The following is a 20,845-nucleotide window of genomic DNA, read 5'->3' as shown; positions in this document are numbered from 1 at the left end:
CAGCTGGCGCCGGCGTTTTTTGTATGAGCGGCTTCAGCCGCGACCGGAGCTGCCCTGGTAACGCCCGGTCGCGGCTGAAGCCGCTCCCACGGGGGGGGATGTAGGCAGGCGAAGAAGCGGTGCGCGGTGGCACTGGCCTGGCAGCTCGGCTGTCGCGGTGATTCGCCGAGCGACAGGATATGTCTACACATCCCGCGCGCGTCCGCGCCTCAGCGCGCACCCACCGCACCGCGCTGGGTCAGGTGCGCGGCGATCGCGCGCTTGAACGGCGCCACCCGGTCGGCCACGCGCAGCGCCGCGTTGCGCAGCGCGCGCGCCGGCAGGCGGTCGTCGGTGTACAGCGCGGCGATCGCGTTGGTCGCCTCGTACAGCGGGCGCGTGGCCAGGCGGTGGCCGCGCTCGTAGCCGGCCAGCAGCGCCGGCGCGGCGATGTCGCGGCCCTGCGCCGCCGCCGCGTGCAGCGCGCGCGCCAGCCGCGCCTGGCTCTGCAGGCCGAAATTGAAACCGTGTGCGGTCACCGGGTGCATGCCCACCGCGGCATCGCCGATCAGTGCGTAGCGCTTGCCGACGAAACGTCGCGCGTACACCGCGACCAGCGGATACACCTGCGGCCGCACGATCGGCGTCATCGCGCCGAGCCGGTGCTCGAAGCGGGCGCTGATCTCGGCGCCCAGCGCGGCCTCATCCATGTCCAGCAGCGCCTGCGCGCGATCCGGCGCCAGGGTCAGCACCGCCGAGGCCTGGTTGCCGTGCAGCGGCAGCAGCGCCAGGGTCTGGCCGTAGCCGAACCACTCCCAGGCGGTGTGATGGTGCGGGCGTTCGTGGCTGACCCGGCACACCAGCATGCTGCGGCCGAAATCGCGCATCTGCGCACCGATGCCGAGCATGCGCCGGGTCGTCGAGAAACGGCTGTCGGCCGCCACCACCAGGCGCGCGGTCAGCGCCTGGCCATTGGACAGGCGCAGCTGCGCCTGGCTGTCGTCGCTGCGCAGCGCCTGCACCGAGACGCCGTCGAGCAGGGTCAAGCCCGACTGCGCCTGCACCGCGGCGAACGCGGCGCGGCGGATCAGGTGGTTGGGCACCAGCCAGCCCAGGTCGCCGCGGCGGTCCTGGCTGGCGGCGAAGGTCAGCGCGAATGGCGAGGAGCCGTTCATCACCCGCGCATCGCGCAGCGGCGCGATCGCGTCCGGATCGATCCGCGACCACAGGTCCAGTTGCTCGAGCAAGCTGCGCGAGGCGTGGGTCAGCGCGATCTCGCGGCCATCGAAGGCGGCCTCGGCCAGGGCCGCGCGCGGCTGCGGCTCGATCAGCGCCAGCGACAGGCCGCTACCGGCCAGCGACCGGGCGAAACACAGGCCCGCGGGGCCGGCACCGACAATGGCGATATCCACATGCATCGCTGCGCTCCTGTCCAAGACGCAGCCAGCATAAACCCGCCGCGGCGCGCGGCATTGATCTGGATCAGCGCTGCGGCAAACGGTCGCAGCATCGCGCCTTTCGGGCGCCCGCTGCGGCAATGCTACGCGCGCAGCCTCAGACCAGCGCCCACACCATCTGCAGGAGCGACCACAGCGACACCACCCACACCAGGCTGCGCAGGTAGGGCACGCCCGCCGCGTACAACGGCACATAGGCCAGCCGCGCCCAGAAATACAGCTGCGCCGCCAGCGCGGTATGCGCGCTGCCCTTGCCCATCGCCACCACCGCCAGCGCCGCGGCGGCGAAGAACGGGAAGGTCTCCAGGAAGTTGCGCAGCGCGCGGTCCAGGCGCCCGGCCACGCCGCCGGGCGGCGGCAACGACGCGTCGCGCGCACCGGCATTCCACTTCAGGCCGCGCTGCGCGGTGACGAACGCCGCGGCCAGCAGCAGTTGCACGATCCCGAGCAGGATCGCCCAGGCCAGCATGCGGATTTCGATACTCATCGACACCTCGGACAGTTGCGAAAATCAGGGAGCGACGCGCGTGCGCGTCAGTTCGGCGGGCCGACGTGGTAGCCGACCAGGCGCCAGGTCTTGTCCTCGTCCAGGCGCAGCGAGACCAGCTCGCGCACCGGTTGCGGCGCATTGGCGAACCGGCTGGGGAAACTGATGTTGACGTAGACCCCGGGCGGCACCTGCGAGCCCGCCGCGTACTGCACCCGCGCCACGCTGGCCACGCCGCGGCCGAGCAGCGCGCCGAGCCGGGCGCGGCTGGCATCGACCTGGCGCACGAACACATCGCGCGCGACGGCCTTCTTGGCCACCGCGGATGCGCCATCCCACAGCTCGCCGCTGCGTCCGGCGTCGACCAGCTGCGCGGCGCGCAGGCCGGCCTGCGCCATCTGCGCATCCTGCTTGGACAGCGGTCCCGGCGCGGCAGGATCGGCACGCTTGGCCGCGGCGGGTTTGGCGGCGGCGGGCTTGGGCGCCGCTGGCTCGGCCGGCGCGGACTGCGCGGGGACGCTCTGCGTCGGTGCGGTCTGCGCCGCCGCAGCGAACACGGCAGCGCCCAGCAACGCGGGGAACAGGCGAGGTGACAACGGCATGGGCATCGCTCAGGCAGCGCGGTGACGGCGGGGGCCGCAGTCTACGCCGGCCACGCGCGCCTGCGCAGCGACGCTCATGGCTCCTCGCCCGGCGCGGTCGCGGTCACCGGCACCGCATAGCGCTGCCGGTGCCAGGCATGCCAGCTGACGCCCAAGGCCCACGCGGTGCCGCCCAGCAGGCCGGCCAGGCTCAGCAGCGAGGCGATGCGCGCCAGGGTCTGCGCATGCGTGCCGCTGGCGAAGCGCAGTAGCAGTTCGGCGACCAGGAAGCCGCCCAGCACCAGCAACGCCGGCGGCAGGTAGAGCCGCACCATCAGCCTGGTTCCGATCGCCATGTGCCCGCTCCCGAAGTGGATGGCGCGGACGCTAGCGCCGCCGCGGTGCCTGGGACGTGAACGCCGGAAACCAGGCCCAGCAGGCATTCAGGCGCCGGGCGAGGCCAGCGGCAGCGTGGCCACGTCGATTTCCGACAGCGGGCTCTCCGCCGGGCAGGCCTGGTCGGGGAAGCCGAAACGCTGCTTCAGCGCCTGGCCGCAGGCGGTCAGCGTCTCCAGGTCCACGCCCTTGGCCTTGCACTCGTGGTCGAAGGCGATCAGGAATGCGTCCTTGCGCCGCACGAAATCGTCGCCGCACTTGCGCAGCTGCTTGATCCGCTCCAGGTCGTCCTGCACCGCGTTGGTCCCGTCCAGCCCGTACTGCTTGAGTTCGTCGTTGCTGAGCAGGCGCAGGCTGCGATTGGGCACGGTCATCATCAGGTCGGCCACCGCCACCGCCACGCCGTTGCGCTCCAGGTAGTCCTTGACGTTGCCGTAGACCTCCTGCAGTTCGCGGTTGAGTTCGGCGCGCGAGGTCGCGGTGGAGCTGATCCGCATCATGCGGTGGATGCCGACCTTGCCGGAGATCAGCCGATTGTCGCCGGCGGCGAGCACGAACACGCAGGCGCTGTGGCAGATCGAGCCCTCGCGCACCCAGATGGTCCAGCCGGATTCGCCGATCGCATCGCCGGCGCGGATCGCCGCCTCGACCTGGCCGCCGCTGGAATCCAGGTCCAGCACGCGCTTGCCGATGCCGGCGCGCTTGGCGACCTCGGCCAGGCGCCGCACCATCGCGGCGAAGCCGGCGTTGATCTTGCCTTCGTAGCGCACCCGCAGCAGGCCGCGCTCGCGGCACGGCGCCAACGCCGCCTCGACCGTCGGCCGGTCCAGCCCGGCCAGCGCCTCGCCGTCGCCGGCCTCGGCCGCGTAGTCGGTATCGCAGCTGACGAAGGCCTCGCCGTTCTCCAGCGCGGCCGCGTCCCACAGGTCGGTATCGGCGTCATTGGCCGGTTTCGGCCTGGCGGCAGGTGGCGGCGCGGACGGCGGCGGCGCCCCCACCGAGACCATGTGCTCGCCGTCGCCGGGCGGGCTGTCGGCCACGGTCTTGCCGGTGGACGGCGCGCCCTGCTGGCACGACAACAGGCCAACGCAGCACAACGACAGCCACCAGGTTTTGGACGGAAGAAGCAAGCAGGGCATCCGCGAAGTGAAGAGACGACGCTTTGGAACGTGCGCGTCGCTAGTCTAGTGCCGATACGCAGTCAGTTCCCAACTGCATCTAAACCGCCGGCATCCCGCGACAGCGGCGTCTGTGCGGACCACGCCGGGGCCGATGCATCCATGTCCGAAAACGGCCAGTCCGGCGCATCGGCGCGGACTAGACTGGCCGCATGCCGCACACCACGCCCGACGACCACGACCTCTACGACCGCGCCCGCCAGTCCCGCGATGCGCGCTTCGACGGGGTGTTCTTCACCGCCGTGCGCAGCACCGGCATCTACTGCCGGCCGGTGTGCCCGGCGCCCCCGCCCAAGCGCAGCAACGTGCGCTACTACCCCAGCGCCGCCGCCGCCGCCGCGGCCGGCTACCGTCCGTGCCTGCGCTGCCGGCCGGAACTGTCGCCGGAAGCGCAGCAGCACCTGGGCGAGGAATCGGTGCAGCGTGCGCTGGCGCTGATCGCCGAGGGCGCGCTGCAGGACGCCAGCGTCGAACGGCTCGCCGCCGACGTCGGGCTCAGCGCGCGCCAGTTGCAGCGCGTGTTCGTCGCCCAGCTCGGCGCCACCCCGGCCGCGGTGCATGCGACGCGGCGCCTGCTGCTGGCCAAGCAATTGCTGACCGAGACCGCGCTGCCGATCACCCAGGTGGCGCTGGCAGCCGGTTTCAACAGCCTGAGGCGCTTCAACACCGCGTTCCTGGAGGGCTGCGGCATGCCGCCGTCGGCGATCCGCAAACAGCGCGCCGCGGTGCCCGGCGGCGACCTGCTGCTGCGCCTGGGCTACCGCCCGCCGCTGGATTTCGCAGCCATGCTGGCGTTCCTGCGCAAGCGCGCGATCCCCGGCATCGAGCGCATCGGCGAGGCCAGCTACGAGCGCGTGCTGGGCCCGCTCGACGCCTCCACCAGGATCCGCGTCGAGGCCGATCCGCAGCGCCACGAATTGCGCCTGCAGATCGCCGCGGCCGATCCGCGCGCGATTCCCGACATCGTGCGGCGGGTGCGCCGCATCTTCGACCTGGATGCCGACCTGCGCGCCGTGCACGCCACGCTCGGCACCGAGCCGCTGCTGGCGCGCGCGATCGCGCGGCGCCCGGGACTGCGCGTGCCCGGCGGCTGGGACGGCTTCGAAGTGGCGGTGCGCGCGGTGCTCGGCCAGCAGGTCAGCGTGGCCGGCGCGGCGACCCTGGCCGCGCGCCTGGTCGAGCGCCACGGCGCGCAGCGGCCCGGCCAGCCGTCCGGCCTGGACCGCGCGTTCCCGGCGCCGCAGGACCTGCTGGACGCGCCGCTGGAGGCGATCGGCCTGCCGCGCTCGCGCGCCGCCACGATCCGCGCGCTGGCCGCGGCGGTGGTGGACGGACGCCTGCCGTTCCGCGCCGGCCAGCGCCTGTCCGACTTCGTCGCACGCGCCACCGCCCTGCCCGGCATCGGCGCCTGGACCGCGCACTACATCGCGCTGCGTGCGCTCGGTCAGCCCGATGCGTTCCCGGCCGGCGACCTGGTCCTGCAACGCATGCTCGGCGCCGACGGCGCGCGCCTGAGCGAACGCGCCACCGACGCCCGCGCGCAGGCCTGGCGGCCATGGCGCGCCTATGCCGTGCTGCACCTGTGGCATCTGGCCGGCGATCCACCCGAGGAGACTCCCGATGATTGAGCAACGCCTGTACTACGACGCCTTCGCCACCCCGATCGGCGAGCTGACCGTGGCCGTCGGCGACGACGGCGTGCGCCACATCCTGTTCCCGGAGAACCGCTACGACGCGCGCGGCCGTGCCGACTGGATCCGCGACGCGGCACCGGTGCGCGCAGCGCGCGAGCAGTTGCTGGCGTATTTCGCCGGCGAACGCAGCCGCTTCGACCTGCCGCTGGCGCCGCGCGGCACCGCCTTCCAGTGCCGCGTGTGGCAGGCGCTGGCGCAGATTCCGTTCGGCGCGACCTGGAGCTACGCGCAGCTGGCGCGGCATATCGAGCAGCCACGCGCGGTACGCGCGGTCGGCGCCGCCAACGGCCGCAATCCGCTGCCGATCGTGCTGCCCTGCCACCGGGTGATCGGCGCCAACGGCACCCTGACCGGCTTCGGCGGCGGCCTGCCGACCAAGGCCGCGCTGCTGGCGTTGGAGCGGCGCGAGGTGGAGCGGTGCAGTGAAAAATGACAGGCCCACGACGCCACCACCAGTAATGGCCGGCTAGCGACAACTCTTTCGAACGAGAGTGCCCACATACATTCGTATCAAACGCTAGAAAGATCGCGCTTGACTCAAAACGCATGCGCGATCATGCTCAACACAGCAAGCAAGCTATCTTTATCACTAGCTAGCCCGTCGCTCCCAACTGTCAGCAAGCATCAAAATAGCCTGACAGTTCCACCTCGTAGACCCGAGATGGAACGGAATTCTTAACATCATTAATTGCGCCCCTCACAAACGACACAAAGCAACCGTTCCAATCAGCTGATTGGCCGCATTTGCGCATCTAAAATTTAGACAAGGAAGCAGAATGGGAAAGATGAAATACATGACATGTGCATTGCTAGCCTGCGGTGCAGCTCTCGGCATCAGCGCCTGGTTCTATAGTGAAAACCGCAACAGCTCAGGCATGACACCCCGACATCAAGACAGCACCACTGATAAAGACGCGCAAGCATTGGGGCAAGCAACTGGGTCCGCGCCGAACCCACAGAAACGGAAGACCCACCATCTCCTTCAGGAAGCCGACCGAGTTACAGTCCCCAAGGGCAATGCAGCCGCTGTAGTGCAGCAATTGCTACCGCTTGCTGACAAGGGCGACGCCAGGGCCGCCCTGACCATCTACGAAAAGCTTTCTCCATGCATTAGCCTTGCCAGCATGAGCGTCAATGAATCGCAATTACTTGCATACAAGGAAGCAGGCATTGATGAGCGAGCAGTATTCGAGTCGCTTAGACAGCGCCGCTTCGATTGCGAAGGAAGCAAGGATATCCTCGCACAGCGTGGGCGGCAACTTGCGCAAGCAGCTGCAGCAGGACTGCCCGAAGCACAGTTGCTTTATGCAACCGACTCGGAAGCCATTATTGGCAACCGCGAAGAAGCGCTGAAGAATCCAGAAAAGGTCATTGAGTACAAATCCAGAAGCCTCTCCTATTTAAACAGTCTTGTTGCCGCTGGCAGCGTTGATGCAATGATCGCCTTATCCGGCATGTACAGCGGCAGCAGCCTAATGAGCGAAGACCCACTTCGAGCTTACGCCTATAAACGCGCAGCGCAACTTGCCATGCCCGAGATATTCAGCCACAAAGAAGTTGCGATATTGAAAGATCGGCTTAATCCTGAAGCTTCAGAAAAAGCCGAAGCAATGGCCCATAATATTTACTCAAGTTGCTGCAAAAACTAAATTAGGGATAGCGACTCAATGGATATGAAGATTGGATAGGCAGCAGTCATCACGACACTAGCCATGGCCGGCATAGCCTTCGCGGGTGATGACATTCACGACGTACCCGGCGTCTACGGCCCCTATCACTGCCCAACATGCACGATACAAACTCCAGGACCCGATGTAGGAACCGCCGCTTTTCTGCAAAGCATTGACGGCAGCCTGTCGCAGCAAACTTATTTTCGCAGGATGACAGGAGATCGATTCATCATCTGCAACGCATCCTATTGCGCAAATTATACTCGGACAGACAGCAACCTCTTCCTGGGAAGCGACCCCACCCCACAGACCAGCCATGGTGGAGGTAATGGAGGAGGTAACGGCCAACAGCCATCGACGCCTGAACTGCCTCCGGGCAGTCCGCCCTGGGAGCGTTGTGCATTCGGAACTTCAACTGTGCTGGTGCCACCGGGAGGATGCGACTTTTAGCTTGCCTGTACTACTGCTCAGCACTTTCCCGGCGAATGCCGGGAAAGTGTGGACCGATCGGCCAGTCATTGCTTCGGCCACATGCCAAAAATAGCGTTTGATCTTCGGCAAGCCAATCTACCAAGCAACACCAGAGCTCTACCCATATCTTCGTCAAGTCACCATGCGCGCTCTATCATGCGCCGATGACTTCCATCGCCCTACGACTGGCAAGCGCCTGCGCGGCGCTGCTGCTCGGCGCTTGCGCCTCCGCCCCCTCTTCTCCCACTACCAAGACCACCGCAACGCAGGCAGCGTCCAGCCAGGCGCAGCGACCGTTGCTGCTGATCTCGATCGACGCGCTGCGCGCGGACATGCTCGATCGCGGCATTGCGCCGAACCTGAGCCTGCTGGCGCGCGAGGGCATGCGTGCGCGATGGATGACGCCGTCGTATCCGTCGCTGACCTTCCCCAACCACTACACCCTGGTCACCGGGCTGCGTCCGGACCACCACGACATCGTCCACAACAGCATGAACGACCCGCTGCTGGGCACTTTCCGGGTCAGCGATCGCGACGCGGTCGGCGACGGCCGCTGGCGGGACGGCGAACCGATCTGGGTCGGCGCCGAGAAGGCCGGCCTGCCCGCGGCGAGCTGGACCTGGCCGGGCGGCAAAGCGGCGATCCAGGGGGTGCGCCCGAGCCGCCGCCAGACCTTTGACAAAGACGTCGCGCCGAACGCGCGGGTCGACCAGGTGATGGGCTGGCTGGACGATCGCAGCGCGCCGCATCCGCAGCTGCTGACCCTGTATTTCGAGCAGCTCGACGAGGCCGGCCACGACTTCGGCCCGCAATCGGCGCAGTACGCGCGCGCGAACAGGTCGACGCGGCGATCGGCCGCCTGCTTGACGGGCTGGCCCGGCGCGGGCAACTGGATCGCACCAACCTGATCGTGGTCTCCGACCACGGCATGGCGACGGTGCCGGCGCAGCAGGTGGTCATTGTCGAGGACATGGTGTCGATGCAAGAGGCCGAGGTGGTCAGCTACGGCCAGTCGGTCGGCATCGTGCCGCGTTCCGGCCAGGAGGCCAGGGTCGAAGCCAACTGCTCGGCGCGCATCCGCAGTACGACTGCTAGCGCAAGGCCGAGCTTCCGGCGCGCTGGCACTACGGCAGCAATCCGCGCGTCCCGCCGATCTTGTGCCAGATGCACGAAGGCTGGGATGCTCTGCCGGCCGATCGGGCCGCGGAGACACCGCAAACCGGCCTGCGCGGCTCGCACGGCTACGATCCGGCACTGCCGTCGATGCACGCGCGGTGTTCATTGCGCGCGGCCCGGCGTTCCGCCAGGGCGCCACGCTGGCGCCGTTCGACAATGTCGATGTGTATCCGCTGCTGACCCGGCTGCTGGGAATTCCCGCCGCGCCCAACGACGGCGATCCGCAGGCACTGCTGCCGGCATTGCGCTGAGCGCCGCATCGTCGCACCACGCCGTGCCTTGAAGCGTCGCTAGCCGGGCGCAGCATTGCCCGACTGCGGCGCCTCGCCATCGGTTGCCGCATCGCCGCCTACCGCGGCGGCGCCGCGATCGCGCTGCGGCCATGCCGCCGCCCGCCGGTGAAGCGTGTCGCGGCCGATGGCCCGAGTCGCTCCCAGGCCACAGTGCCGACTGCAAATTCTGCGCCGCGGCCGCCTGCGTTCGGCGTAGCGACGTGCCCGGCGATGCAGCGCCGCACACTGCGCCGGGCATGAATGTGTGGACGAGGCGACAGGCCCAAGCGATGGCGCGCATGCGACAATCAGCGCATGCAGTCGCCCGATCCCGTGCCGCCGCCGCGCATGCGCCATCGCCTGCGCCCTTTGCTTTCGCACGAGAGCTGGAAACAGCGCGCGGTGCTGTGGGGCGGCGCGGTGGCGGTGGCGCTGGTCGCGATCGTGTTCGCCAAGGCCAGCGACGCGGCCTTCCACCTGTTCCAGCGCATCGTGGCGCACTCGCCGTGGTGGGCGCTGCTGCTCACCCCCAGCGTGTTCGCGCTGCTCGCCTGGCTGACCAACGGCGTGTTGCGCCCTACCCGCGGCAGCGGCATCCCGCAGGTCATCGCCGCGCTGGAACGGCCCGACGACGCCTTCCGGCAGAGCAACCTGTCGCTGCGCGTGTCCGCCGGCAAGCTGCTGCTGACCACGCTGGCCTTGCTCGGCGGCGCCTCGGTCGGGCGCGAAGGCCCGACCGTGCACGTCGGCGCCAGCCTGATGTACGTGCTCGGGCGCTGGTTCGGTTTCCGCGATCCGCGCCAGGCCTCGCATTTCCTGCTCGCCGGCGGCGCCGCCGGCATCGCCGCGGCGTTCAACACGCCGCTGGCCGGGGTGGTGTTCGCGATCGAGGAACTGAGCGGCCGTTTCGAACACCATTTCTCGGGCACCTTGCTGACCGCGGTGATCGTCGGCGGCGTGATCTCGCTGGGCCTGCTCGGCAACTACACCTATTTCGGCAAGGTGTCCGCGGCGCTGCCGCTGGGCCGGGCGTGGCTGGCGATCGTGCTGTGCGGGGTGGTCGCCGGCCTGCTCGGCGGCGCGTTCAGCCGCATGGTGCTGGCCACCGTCGCCGGCAAGCCGCGCTGGCTGGGCGCGCTGCGCGCCCGCCATCCGGTCCTGCTGGCCGCGGCCTGCGGCCTGGCGCTGGTCGCGCTGGGCCTGATCTTCGGCAACGGCGCGTTCGGCACCGGCTACGAGCAGGCGCGCAGCCTGGTGCAGGGCCACGCCAGCGTCGGCCACGAGTTCGGGCTGATGAAGCTGCTCGCCAACCTGGTGTCGTACGTGGCCGGCATCCCCGGCGGCCTGTTCTCGCCGGCGCTGGCGGTCGGTGCCGGCGTCGGCCACAACCTGGCGGTGCTGATGCCGGACGTGGATCCGCGCACCTTCGTGCTGCTCGGCATGTGCGCCTATCTGACCGGCGTCACCCAGGCGCCATTGACCTCGGCGGTGATCTCGCTGGAACTGACCGACAGCAGCGACATGCTGCTGCCGATCCTGGCCACGGTGCTGATCGCGCGCGGCGCCTCGGCGCTGGTGTGCCGCACGCCGATCTATCGCGGCCTGGCCGAACAGTTGCTGACGGTGCCTCCCGTCGCCGAACCAGAACCCGAGCCGACGCCGCTGACCACCGACCTGGCCGGCGACAGCGGCGAGGACGATCCGCCGCGCTGAGCGCCGACTCCGCGAGTCGCTTCGCGCCGGACCCTCACCCCAACCCCTCTCTCCCACGGGGACTTCCTTCGGTCGCCGGGGGGAGAGGGGCTTGAGCTGCACCCTGGGGGCTGCGGGGCTGCCGCGTTTTTTTCGAGGCAAAAAAAAACGCGGCGCAAGCGCCGCGTTCTTCCGTACTGCTGGAGCCGAGGCTCAGCCGGCCTTGGCGACCGTCTTCTTGGCCACGGCCTTCTTCGCCGCCGGGGCCTTGACCACCGACTTCTTGGCGACCGGCGACGCGGCGCCCACGGCCACCTTGCTCACGCTGTGCGAGCGCGAATTGCCATAGCTGGCGTTGTAGCGCTTGCCCTTGGCGGTCTTGCGGTCACCCTTACCCATGCTCATCGACTCCTGAATGTGTGTGCGAAAATCCCCGCGCGGTGCACGGGTTTGGCGAGGCCAACGCGGTCAGCGCCCTCGCGCAAGGGCGGCAAGCCTATCACGTGCGCTCAGTGGGCGCAGCTGGCGTCGTGCACGTGGCCGTGGTTGAGCCGCAGGTTGAGCAGGTGCGCGAGCCCGACCAAGGTGCCACCGAAGGTCATGATCGCCGCGTGCGGCGCCACCGCATGGTGCAGCGCCGGCACCAGGATGCCGGTCCACAGCGACAGCAGGCCCAGCAGCAGCAGGCCCAGCGCCTGCCAGGCGCGGTGCCGGCGGTAGCCGAGGACCAGGCTGAACAAGCCCAGGCAGGTCACGAACAGCACCAGCGTGCGTTCCACGCCATCGCCCAGCCACACCGACAGGCCCAGCGAGGGCAATACGGCCAATGCCAGCGGCAGCAGCGCGCAATGCACCGCGCACAGCAGCGAACCGGTGGCGCCGAGGCGGTCGAGCAACGCGCGCAGATCGGAGGTGGGCGACATGACTTCCAGCACAGTGGTGATTTCGTTATAGAATAATATAACATTACCCGGCCGGCGACCAGGGGGTCGCCACGCCCCCCATGCCATGCCTGCCGCCGCCTGCGCGCGGCGAATGCGAGCGCCCGCGCTCGCCTGGCGGCGCCTTTTCCCTCCTATTCGGTATGCCTATGTCCTCCTCCCGCTTCCGCTCGCTCCGTCGCACCGCCCTGTCCCTGGCGCTGGGCACCCTGCTCAGCCCAGCCCTGGCCCTGGCCGCCGCTGCGCCCGCCGCGGACGACGCCACGCCGCCGGCCAGCGACAGCCGCCATGCCGATGGCCGCAAGCAGGACCGCCACGTGAAGGACCTGGACGCGGTGGTGGTCACCGCCAGCCCGCTGCGCGACGCCGCCGGCGACCTGAGCCAACCGGTGGAAGTGCTGGCCGGCGAGCGCCTGGACGAGAACCGCGGCGCCAGCATCGGCGAGACCGTGGCCAGCCTGCCCGGCGTGCAGAGCTCCAACTTCGGCCCCGGCGTGGGCCGGCCGATCATCCGCGGCCTGGACGGCCCGCGCGTGGCGGTGCTCAGCGATGGCCTGTCCACCCAGGACGTGTCAACCGTCAGCCAGGACCATTCGCCGGCGGTGGAGTCGTTCCTGGCCGACCAGATCGAAGTGCTGAAGGGCCCGTCCACGCTGCTGTACGGCTCCGGCGCGATCGGCGGCGTGGTCAACGTGGTCGACGGGCGCATCGCCGAGACCCCGGTGGACGGCGTGCACGGCCGCGCCGAAGTGCGCTTCGACGGCGGCGACAAGGACGGCAACACCGACATGTTCCGGGTCGATGCCGGCAACGGCAGCGGCCTGTCGATCCATGCCGACGGCGTGTACCGCAACCAGAACGACTACGACACGCCCAAGGGGCGCCAGGCCAATTCCTTCCTCGACACCAAGACCGGCTCGGTCGGCGCCTCGCTGGCCGGCGACTGGGGCTTCGTCGGCGTGTCGGCGTCGCGCTACCGCGACAACTACGGCAATCCGGGCGAACCCGGCGACCTGGCCGCCGGCGAGCGCGGCGTGTCGCTGCGCCTGCACCAGGACCGCTACGAGCTCAAGGGCGGGCTGACCGATCCGTGGGGCGACGGCAGCGCGCTGCGCTACAGCTTCGGCCATACCGCCTATACCCACACCGAGTTCGAGGGCGAGGACGTGGGCACGGTGTTCGACAAGCGCGCCAACGAAGGCCGCGTCGAAGCCTCCTTCACCTTCGGTGGCGGCTGGCAGACCGCGTTCGGCGTGCAGGGCAGCGATTCCACCTTCCAGGCGATCGGCGAAGAGGCGTTCGTGCCGAAGACCGACACCCGCGCCATCGGCGTGTTCGCCCTGGCCCGCAACACCTGGGACCGCGTCAGCGCCGAAGTCGGCGCGCGCGTGGACAAGGTCAAGTACGAGACCGACACCGGCGTGGACCGCGACTTCACCCCGAAGAGCGTCTCGCTCAGCGGCGGCTTCCGCTTCAACGAACAGTGGCGCCTGACCGCCAACCTCGACCATGCCGAGCGCGCGCCGGCCGAGGAAGAGCTGTTCGCCGACGGCCCGCATATCGCCACCCTCGCCTACGAGATCGGCAATGCCGAGCTCAAGCCGGAGAAGGCCAACCAGGCCGAGCTGGGACTGAACTTCAGGAACGCCTGGGTGGATGCCAAGGTGGCGGCGTACTACAACCGCTACGACGACTTCATCTACATCGTCGACACCGGCGCGCAGTGGTTCCACGAGGAAGACAACGACTTCCTGCCGATCCGCCAGTGGACCCAGGCCGACGCGATCTTCCATGGCTTCGAGGGCGAGGCCACCTTCCACCTGGCCGACAACGACAGCGGCGCCTGGGACCTGCGCGTGTTCGGCGACACCGTGCGCGCGCGGCTGAAGGACGGCGGCAACCTGCCGCGCATCGCCCCGGCACGCTACGGCGCGCAGTTGCGCTGGGACGCGAGCAACTGGCGCGCGTCGCTCGGCGCGACCCGCTACCAGAAGCAGGACAAGGTGGCGGTCAACGAGCCCCCGACCGACGGCTACACCATGGTCGATGCGCACCTGGCCTACCACGTCGATGCAGGCGCCACCGCGTGGGAAGTGTTCCTGGACGGCAACAACCTGACCGACCAGGACGCGCGCGTGCACACCTCGTTCCTGAAGGACGACGTGATGCTGCCCGGCCGCAACGCGGCGTTCGGCGTGCGCCTGTTCTTCTGACGCGGCTCCCCTCCCACGCGTCGGTGGAGGCCGCCTTCGGGCGGCCTCTTTTTTTGCGTCCATCGTGACGGCGCGGACGCAGGAGGCAGCGGCGATCGAAACGCGAGCCGGCATTCCCCGATCCGCGGCGCCAGTGCGAGCTCCACTCAGCCTCGACCGCGTCGCGGTGCGCATCCATCGCGTCCGCCGCGCGCGGAGCGGCCGGACGCCATCGGCTACCATACGTGGACGGTGCGCCTTGCGCCACGCACTCTCGAGCCGCTGCAGGTAATGCCTATCCACTCGCCATTCGATCGGAGGCCGCGCAGCGATGCGGGCCAGGCGTTCTGGCACGACCCGGCCATGCCGTTCGTGGACAGCCGCCGCGCCTGCGATAGCCGCGCCTGCTACAGGCCGCACCACCATCCGACCTTTTCCATCGGCGCAGTCGATCGCGGCAGCAGCGTCTTCACCGGTGCCGCCGCCGGCCCGCTGCGATTGCGCCCCGGCACGGTGGTGTGGGTGCCGGCCGCGCGCGTGCATGCCTGCAACCCGGCGCGTGGCGCGACCTGGAGCTATCAGATGCTGCATCTGGATGCCGACTGGCTGCGCCGCGTCCGCCAGGAGGACACCGACTCCGCGTTGCTGGAAGCCGAGCCGGTGCGCATCACCACCGACCCCGCGCGCTACGCCCGTTTCTGCCGGCTCAACGCGCTGCTGTTCTCCGACGCCGACCGCTGCGACAAGGAAGCGGAACTGATCGAATTCATCGGCGACTGCGACATCGCGCACGGCTTGCGCATCGACGCCCCGAGCGCGCCAACCCGCCTGCTCGAACGGCTGCGGCCGGCACTGGAATGCCTGCGCGCGACGCCTGCCGCCGGCATGGCATTGGGCGCATTGGCGCACCTGGCCGGCATGAGCCGCTATCAGCTGATCCGCGCCTTCCGGACCGTCACCGGCCTGACACCGCACGCCTGGCAACTGAACCAGCGCATCAACCTCGGCAGACACCTGATCCGGGACGGGGCCGGCATCGCCGACGTGGCCCAGCGCCTTGGCTTCGCCGACCAGGCGCATTTCCAGCGGGTATTCAAGGCGCATGTGGGCGTCAGTCCAGGCCGCTTCCGCGCCTAGCGCGGCGACTGCAATTTCCTTCAATACAGCAAGCGCGGCGACCGCCAGAGTACGAGAAAGCCCAAGTACGTACGCCCTGCATGCCGCAATTCCTGATGATCGCCGTGGTGCATTTCCTTGCATTGCTCTCGCCCGGCCCGGATTTCTTCCTGATCGCGCGAACTTCGCTGGCGGCCGGTTGGCGCGTCGCCAGCGGCGCGTGCGTGGGCATTGCATTGGGCAACGGAGTGTTCATCGTCGGCGCGTTCGTCGGCACCGCCGCGCTACGACCGGACAGCGCCGCGTTCATCGCCCTGCAACTGGCCGGCTGCATCTATCTGCTCTATCTCGGCGTGTTGTTCGTGCGCCACGCCGGTGGCAACCCACTCCACGTCCCGCTGGGCGGCCGCACCACCGCGGCGGCACAGCCGCGCAGCGCCTGGTGCCGGGCCGCCGCCACGGGCTTGCTCTCGGGCGTCCTCAATCCCAAGAATGCGCTGTTCTACGCGAGCCTGGCGGCGATGCTGAGCGACGCGCACGCCAGTACGTGCTCCAAGACGCTCTACGGCGCCTGGATGTTCGGCGTCGTACTGCTGTGGGACTTGCTGATCGCCGGCCTGATCGGCAACCAGGCGGTGCTGCGCCGCTTCGCACGCGCGCTGCCCTGGCTGGAGCGCGGTTCCGGCGTGATGCTGATCGTGCTTGCACTGGGCGTCGCCACGACGCTGTTGCTTCGTTGACCAAGCCTCGGCGCCCTGACGCGCATCGCGGCCTGCGCGCGTGCCCACGCAACGCGACAGGCAAGCGATGCATCTGCCGCACCGCACAATGGCCAGGATCGGCTTGCGCGTTACAAAGGGCCTGCGCGACGCGCTCCGCATCGCGCCGTCCGGCTGGCCATCCCCGATCGCGCGCAGCGCACGCGGCCCTGCCACCGGCGCACCGTTCCGAATGAAGAAGGGAGAGATTCTTCATGAAACCTGCCGTGTCCTCCCGCTTGCTGCCGCTGTCCGTCGACGCCGCCCTGCTGGCGCCGACCGCGCTGGCGCAGACCACCGCCGCACCCGATACGCCCGCCGCCCAATCCGACGCCACCACCCTGGATACCGTGGTGGTCAGCGGCACCGCGCGCTTCAAGGGCCTGCGCAAGCGCGATGCCAGCTTCTCGATCACCACCGCCACGCCCGAACAGATCCAGCAGGCGGTGCCGCAGAGCAGCGCCGACCTGCTGAAGATCGTGCCCGGGGTGTGGGCCGAGCCCAGCGGCGGCGGCACCGGCGCCAACATCTTCGTGCGCGGCATGCCGTCGGAAGGCGATGCGCCGTTCGTCACCTTCCAGCTCGACGGCTCGCCGCTGTTCCCGCCGCCGACGCTGTCGTTCCTGGAAAACTCCACGCTGTCGCGCACCGACGACACCATCGAGCGCATGGAGGTGCTGCGCGGCGGCTCCAGCCCGATCTTCTCCAACGGCCAGGCCGGCATCACCGCCAACTTCATCCAGAAGCAGGGCCAGGACGAGCCGGCGGGCAGCGTGCGCCTCACCGGCGCAGCGACAATCTGCGCCGCATCGACCTGTTCGACAGCGGGCCGATGGGCAACGGCTGGTACTAAAGCATCGGCGGCTTCTTCCGCGAGACCGACGGCGTGCGCGACCCGCAGTTCTCCGCCGACAAGGGCGGCCAGTTCAGCGCCACCCTGAGCAAGCGCTGGGACAGCGGCGAGCTGACCTTCTACGCGCGCCACACCGACGACGACAACGCCTTCTACACCGCGATCCCGCTGCTGTCGCGCAACAACGGCAGCGACCTGTCCAGCTTCCCCGGGCTCGACGCGCAGACCGGCACCCTGCTGAGCAACGACTTCCGCAATGTCAGCCTGCCGGTCGGCCCGAATGGCCAGACCGTGCAGCGCGACCTGGCCGACGGCCGCGGGGTCGACATCGACGTGTTCGGCGGCGAACTGAACTGGCAACTCGGCGACTGGACCCTCGCCGACCGTTTCAGCGTGATGGGCGGCACCGCGCCGACCTATGCATTGTTCACCGGCGCTGCGCCGCAGCGCCTGGGCGACTTCATCGCCGGCTACGGCAGCACCGGCAGCGCCACCTACACCAACGGCGGCGGCGCGGTCGATCCGAACCAGCAGGTGCTGGAAGCCGGCTGGTGGTCGGTGGACAAGCGCCTGAACTCCTTCACCAACGACCTGCGCCTGAGCCGCGAGCTGTTCGCCGGCAATACGCTCACCATCGGCAGCTACTACGCCAAGTATTCCTCCAACGACACCTGGTACCTGGGCAACAGCATGCTGCTGACCGCGCAGAACCACGCGCGGCGCATCGACGTCAGCCTGGACGACGGCCGCCAGCCGACCCGCGACGGCTTCACCAGCACCGCCTTCTTCGCCCTGCGCGCGCACTACGACGGCGAGAACACCGCGGTATTCGTCGCCGACGAATGGGAACTGGACCAACGCCTGCGCCTGGACCTGGGCGTGCGCTACGAGCGCCAGCGCGTCACCGGCACCGTGCACGACACCGCCACGGTGGACCTGGACGGCAACCCGGCCACGCTGTACGACAACGCCACCTCGGTCTCGCTGCCGAGCGCGCGCCGCATCGACCAGGACGACGATGCGCTGGCGTGGACCGCCGGCCTGAACTTCAGGCTCGACGACCACAACAGTCTGTTCGCGCGGGTCAATTCCGGGGTCAAGTTCCCCGGCTTCGACAACCTGCGCGACGGGCAGACCAAGGTGCAGGACATCGACCAGTACGAACTGGGAGTGAAGTCCGCTGCGGCCGCCTACGACCTGTACCTGACCGCGTTCTACAACACCTTCAAGAACTCGCCGTTCCAGGCGTTCCTGGCCAACGGCAGCAACGTCACCACGGTCGGCGATTCGCGCGCCTACGGCCTGGAGGTGGAAGGCGCGATCCGTCCGTTCGGCGGCTTCGAGCTGGCCGGCACCGGCGTGTGGCTGGACGCCAAGTACCGCAACTACCGCGAGTACACCGGCAACCAGGTGATGCGCCAGCCCAGGCGCCAGTTCCGGCTGACCCCGAGCGACTACTGGATGCTGCCGTTCGGCGACCTGCGCGTGTTCGCCACCTACTCCTCCATTGGCGAGCGCTACGCGGACCTGGCCAACAGCCAGCGCCTGCCGTCCTACGACATGCTCGACGTCGGCGCCAGCCTGCATGCCGGCGAACACTGGGAAGTCACCGCCAGCGGCAGCACGTGACGAACGAGCTGGGCCTGACCGAAGGCAACGTGCGCGTGCCTGGCGCCGCCACCGGCGGCGTGTTCATGGGCCGCCCGATCGCCGGCCGCCAGTACCAGGTGTCGGTGGCGTACCGCTGGTAGCGCCCGCGCATTGCCAGCGCCGAAATTTGCGATCGGCGCGCTGTTGCAGGAGCGGCTTCAGCCGCGACAGCCCCTATCCGTAGCGCCTGTCGCGGCTGAAGCCTCCTACAAAAGCAAACTGCCGCGCCCTTGCAAAAATCCCGAATCCCGAATCCCGGCGACATCACCACACCGCCACCCTCCCTTCGCAGTCTCTTCGCGACGCCGCTGCAATGCTCGGCATGGGCGTCTCAGCACGCCCGTGCGCCGGTGCCGCGATGGCGGCACCGCTACCCAGGTCGAACCGCCCATCCCTTGCTGCGCCGACGCAGCGATGCGGCGGTCCCCCAGGCAGGAGAGACCGATGCAGCACGATCCCCACCCTTCCCAGGCCGCATCAGGTGCCGCCGCCCCGCACGATGCCGGGCTGAGCGACGACGAGGCCGCGCTGGCGCGCCGGCTCGGCATCAACGGCCTGTCGCGGCGCGAATTCCTGGCCCTGCTGTCGGCCGCGGGCCTGAGCAGCGCGGGCGGGCAGATCGTGTTCAGCGACGCCGCCTTCGCCGCGCCGGTCCCCGGTGCGGCCACCCTGCAGAACGCGATGCCGGTGGTGCTGCAGGTCAACGGCCAGCGCCGCGCGCTGAAGCTGGACCCGCGCACCACGCTGCTCGACGCGCTGCGCGAACACCTGGCGCTGACCGGCACCAAGAAGGGCTGCGACCACGGGCAATGCGGCGCCTGCACGGTGATCGTCGACGGCGAGCGGCGCCTGTCCTGCCTGACCCTGGCGGCGCAGGCCGAGGACGCGCAGATCACCACCATCGAAGGCCTGGCCGACGGCGAACGGCTGCATCCGATGCAGGCCGCGTTCGTGCAGCACGACGGTTTCCAGTGCGGCTATTGCACGCCGGGGCAGATCTGCTCGGCGGTGGCCCTGCTCAACGAGATCAAGCGCGGCGACGCCAGCCATGTCAGCGCCGACGTCAGCCAGCCGGTCACCGAACTCAGCGACGCGGAAGTGCGCGAACGCATGAGCGGCAACCTCTGCCGCTGCGGCGCCTATCCGAAGATCGTCGCCGCGATCCAGGACGTGCACAGCGGCGGCGCGCCGCGGCCGCTGACCTGGCGCTACGTCGACCAGTCCGAACTGACCGCGCTGAAGATGGCGAAGGAGGTGGCCGATGACGCCGTTTAAATACCAGCGCGCCAGCTCCGCGCAGGACGCGGTGCGCCGCGTCGCCGCCAACCCGAACGCGCGCTTCCTCGGCGGCGGCACCAACCTGCTCGACCTGATGAAGGAAGGGGTGAGCGGCGCCGACGAGCTCGTCGACCTGACCCGGCTCAAGGGCCTGGCCGAGATCGCCGAAACCGCCGACGGCGGCCTGCACCTGGGCGCGCTGGCCAACAACACTTACACCGCGAACCATCCGCTGCTGCGCCAGCGCTATCCGCTGCTGAGCCAGGCGATCCTGGCCGGGGCGACGATGCAGTTGCGCAACATGGCGACCAACGGCGGCAACCTGCTGCAGCGCACGCGCTGCGGCTATTTCTACGACACCGCCCTGCCCTGCAACAAGCGCAGCCCCGGCAGCGGCTGCGGCGCGCGCGAGGGACTCAACCGTACCCACGCGATCTTCGGCCACAGCGACCACTGCGTGGCGGTGCATCCGTCGGACATGTGCGTGGCGCTGGCCGCGCTGGACGCCACGGTGCAGGTGCGCACGCCGGCCGGTGCGCGCCGCGAGATCCCGTTCGCCGCGTTCCACCTGCTGCCCGATGCGCGCGCCGACCTGGACAACCAGCTGGCGCACGGCGAACTGATCGAAGCGATCGTGCTGCCGGCGCAGCGCTTCGCCGCGCACAGCCACTACCTGAAGGTACGCGACCGCGCCAGCTACGCGTTCGCCCTGGTCTCGGTGGCCGCGGCGCTGGCCCTGGAGCCGGACGGGCGCATCCGCGAGGCGCGCATCGCCATGGGCGGGGTGGCGCACAAGCCATGGCGCGCGCACGCCGCCGAACGCGCGCTGGTCGGGCAGCGCGTCGGCGAAGCCGCCTTCGCCGCCGCCGCACAGGCGGAGATGGCCGCCGCGCGCCCGCTGGCGCACAACGCCTACAAGGTGCCGATGGGCACCCACGCGATGATCCGCGCCCTGCACCGCGCCAGCGGCAGCGATGCCGCCTGAGCACCGAACCGGAGAACCC

The 20,845-nt window shown here is 69.4% G+C and carries 16 protein-coding genes and 2 pseudogenes; 11 read left to right on the top strand and 7 right to left on the bottom strand.

Annotated elements, in window-relative coordinates:
* Nucleotides 1-209 precede the first annotated feature (209 nt).
* From ubiM to NRY95_08095, 5 genes are all read right to left on the bottom strand, one after another.
* Nucleotides 210-1,397: a 5-demethoxyubiquinol-8 5-hydroxylase UbiM gene (gene ubiM, locus NRY95_08115; GenBank protein UYC17905.1), complete on the bottom strand. Its 1,188-nt coding sequence runs from the start codon at nucleotides 1,395-1,397 to the stop codon at nucleotides 210-212.
* Between the two features lie 136 nt (nucleotides 1,398-1,533).
* Nucleotides 1,534-1,929 carry an MAPEG family protein gene (locus NRY95_08110; protein UYC17904.1) on the bottom strand — a complete coding sequence of 132 codons (396 nt, stop codon included), beginning with the start codon at nucleotides 1,927-1,929 and terminating at the stop codon, nucleotides 1,534-1,536.
* 41 nt (nucleotides 1,930-1,970) lie between these two features.
* Complete coding sequence (locus NRY95_08105) at nucleotides 1,971-2,525, bottom strand: DUF4019 domain-containing protein (GenBank protein ID UYC17903.1); 555 nt, start codon at nucleotides 2,523-2,525, stop codon at nucleotides 1,971-1,973.
* A 74-nt stretch (nucleotides 2,526-2,599) separates the two neighbouring features.
* Nucleotides 2,600-2,860, bottom strand: coding sequence for a hypothetical protein (locus tag NRY95_08100; protein ID UYC17902.1), 261 nt, complete (start codon nucleotides 2,858-2,860; stop codon nucleotides 2,600-2,602).
* An 87-nt stretch (nucleotides 2,861-2,947) separates the two neighbouring features.
* Entirely contained in the window at nucleotides 2,948-4,039 is a 1,092-nt protein-coding gene (locus NRY95_08095) for a hypothetical protein (GenBank protein ID UYC17901.1), read from the bottom strand.
* Between the two features lie 191 nt (nucleotides 4,040-4,230).
* Here NRY95_08095 and NRY95_08090 point away from each other — a divergent pair, with 191 nt between their 5' ends.
* From NRY95_08090 to NRY95_08070, 5 genes and pseudogenes are all read left to right on the top strand, one after another.
* The gene (locus NRY95_08090; protein UYC17900.1) at nucleotides 4,231-5,706 is read left to right on the top strand and encodes a helix-turn-helix domain-containing protein; all 1,476 of its coding nucleotides are present in this window, start codon (nucleotides 4,231-4,233) and stop codon (nucleotides 5,704-5,706) included.
* Nucleotides 5,699-6,205, top strand: a complete 507-nt coding sequence (locus NRY95_08085) for a methylated-DNA--[protein]-cysteine S-methyltransferase (GenBank protein ID UYC17899.1) — start codon at nucleotides 5,699-5,701, stop codon at nucleotides 6,203-6,205. Before NRY95_08090 ends, NRY95_08085 begins: the two co-directional genes overlap by 8 nt.
* A 343-nt stretch (nucleotides 6,206-6,548) precedes the next feature.
* Complete coding sequence (locus NRY95_08080; GenBank protein ID UYC17898.1) at nucleotides 6,549-7,421, top strand: hypothetical protein; 873 nt, start codon at nucleotides 6,549-6,551, stop codon at nucleotides 7,419-7,421.
* Nucleotides 7,422-8,077: 656 nt separating this feature from the next.
* Nucleotides 8,078-9,340 (top strand): annotated as a pseudogene (locus NRY95_08075) (ectonucleotide pyrophosphatase/phosphodiesterase).
* Nucleotides 9,341-9,676: 336 nt separating this feature from the next.
* Nucleotides 9,677-11,074, top strand: a complete 1,398-nt coding sequence (locus NRY95_08070; protein ID UYC17897.1) for a chloride channel protein — start codon at nucleotides 9,677-9,679, stop codon at nucleotides 11,072-11,074.
* Nucleotides 11,075-11,266: 192 nt separating this feature from the next.
* On the opposite strand, the gene NRY95_08065 is transcribed toward NRY95_08070, so the two are convergent.
* Complete coding sequence (locus tag NRY95_08065) at nucleotides 11,267-11,452, bottom strand: 30S ribosomal protein THX (GenBank protein ID UYC17896.1); 186 nt, start codon at nucleotides 11,450-11,452, stop codon at nucleotides 11,267-11,269.
* A gap of 110 nt (nucleotides 11,453-11,562) precedes the next feature.
* A complete protein-coding gene (locus NRY95_08060; protein ID UYC17895.1) occupies nucleotides 11,563-11,976 on the bottom strand; it encodes a MerC domain-containing protein in 414 nt (137 codons plus the stop codon).
* Between the two features lie 167 nt (nucleotides 11,977-12,143).
* On the opposite strand from NRY95_08060, the gene NRY95_08055 reads away from it, so the two are divergent.
* From NRY95_08055 to NRY95_08030, 6 genes and pseudogenes are all read left to right on the top strand, one after another.
* Nucleotides 12,144-14,207, top strand: a complete 2,064-nt coding sequence (locus tag NRY95_08055; protein UYC17894.1) for a TonB-dependent receptor — start codon at nucleotides 12,144-12,146, stop codon at nucleotides 14,205-14,207.
* A 342-nt stretch (nucleotides 14,208-14,549) separates the two neighbouring features.
* Nucleotides 14,550-15,323, top strand: a complete 774-nt coding sequence (locus NRY95_08050; protein UYC17893.1) for an AraC family transcriptional regulator — start codon at nucleotides 14,550-14,552, stop codon at nucleotides 15,321-15,323.
* 80 nt (nucleotides 15,324-15,403) lie between these two features.
* Nucleotides 15,404-16,042 carry a LysE family translocator gene (locus NRY95_08045; protein UYC17892.1) on the top strand — a complete coding sequence of 213 codons (639 nt, stop codon included), beginning with the start codon at nucleotides 15,404-15,406 and terminating at the stop codon, nucleotides 16,040-16,042.
* A gap of 233 nt (nucleotides 16,043-16,275) precedes the next feature.
* Nucleotides 16,276-18,664: pseudogene (locus tag NRY95_08040) on the top strand (TonB-dependent receptor).
* 343 nt (nucleotides 18,665-19,007) lie between these two features.
* Entirely contained in the window at nucleotides 19,008-19,838 is an 831-nt protein-coding gene (locus NRY95_08035; protein UYC17891.1) for a 2Fe-2S iron-sulfur cluster-binding protein, read from the top strand.
* Nucleotides 19,825-20,826, top strand: coding sequence for a xanthine dehydrogenase family protein subunit M (locus tag NRY95_08030; protein ID UYC17890.1), 1,002 nt, complete (start codon nucleotides 19,825-19,827; stop codon nucleotides 20,824-20,826). Before NRY95_08035 ends, NRY95_08030 begins: the two co-directional genes overlap by 14 nt.
* Nucleotides 20,827-20,845: the final 19 nt, after the last annotated feature.

It is taken from the genome of Xanthomonas campestris pv. phormiicola (assembly GCA_025666215.1).
In the GTDB taxonomy this organism is placed as follows: Bacteria; Pseudomonadota; Gammaproteobacteria; order Xanthomonadales; family Xanthomonadaceae; genus Xanthomonas_A; species Xanthomonas_A campestris_A.
This window is presented reverse-complemented; position numbering and strand designations above follow the sequence as displayed.

Coding starts and splice junctions, on each gene's coding strand:
- NRY95_08085 (UYC17899.1), top strand. CDS start 5,699: ATGATTGAGCAACGCCTGTACTACGACGCCTTCGCCACCCCGATCGGC.
- NRY95_08080 (UYC17898.1), top strand. CDS start 6,549: ATGGGAAAGATGAAATACATGACATGTGCATTGCTAGCCTGCGGTGCA.
- NRY95_08065 (UYC17896.1), bottom strand. CDS start 11,452: ATGGGTAAGGGTGACCGCAAGACCGCCAAGGGCAAGCGCTACAACGCC.
- NRY95_08030 (UYC17890.1), top strand. CDS start 19,825: ATGACGCCGTTTAAATACCAGCGCGCCAGCTCCGCGCAGGACGCGGTG.
- NRY95_08090 (UYC17900.1), top strand. CDS start 4,231: ATGCCGCACACCACGCCCGACGACCACGACCTCTACGACCGCGCCCGC.
- ubiM (UYC17905.1), bottom strand. CDS start 1,397: ATGCATGTGGATATCGCCATTGTCGGTGCCGGCCCCGCGGGCCTGTGT.
- NRY95_08035 (UYC17891.1), top strand. CDS start 19,008: ATGCAGCACGATCCCCACCCTTCCCAGGCCGCATCAGGTGCCGCCGCC.
- NRY95_08100 (UYC17902.1), bottom strand. CDS start 2,860: ATGGCGATCGGAACCAGGCTGATGGTGCGGCTCTACCTGCCGCCGGCG.
- NRY95_08105 (UYC17903.1), bottom strand. CDS start 2,525: ATGCCGTTGTCACCTCGCCTGTTCCCCGCGTTGCTGGGCGCTGCCGTG.
- NRY95_08050 (UYC17893.1), top strand. CDS start 14,550: ATGCCGTTCGTGGACAGCCGCCGCGCCTGCGATAGCCGCGCCTGCTAC.
- NRY95_08060 (UYC17895.1), bottom strand. CDS start 11,976: ATGTCGCCCACCTCCGATCTGCGCGCGTTGCTCGACCGCCTCGGCGCC.
- NRY95_08070 (UYC17897.1), top strand. CDS start 9,677: ATGCAGTCGCCCGATCCCGTGCCGCCGCCGCGCATGCGCCATCGCCTG.
- NRY95_08095 (UYC17901.1), bottom strand. CDS start 4,039: ATGCCCTGCTTGCTTCTTCCGTCCAAAACCTGGTGGCTGTCGTTGTGC.
- NRY95_08055 (UYC17894.1), top strand. CDS start 12,144: ATGTCCTCCTCCCGCTTCCGCTCGCTCCGTCGCACCGCCCTGTCCCTG.
- NRY95_08045 (UYC17892.1), top strand. CDS start 15,404: ATGCCGCAATTCCTGATGATCGCCGTGGTGCATTTCCTTGCATTGCTC.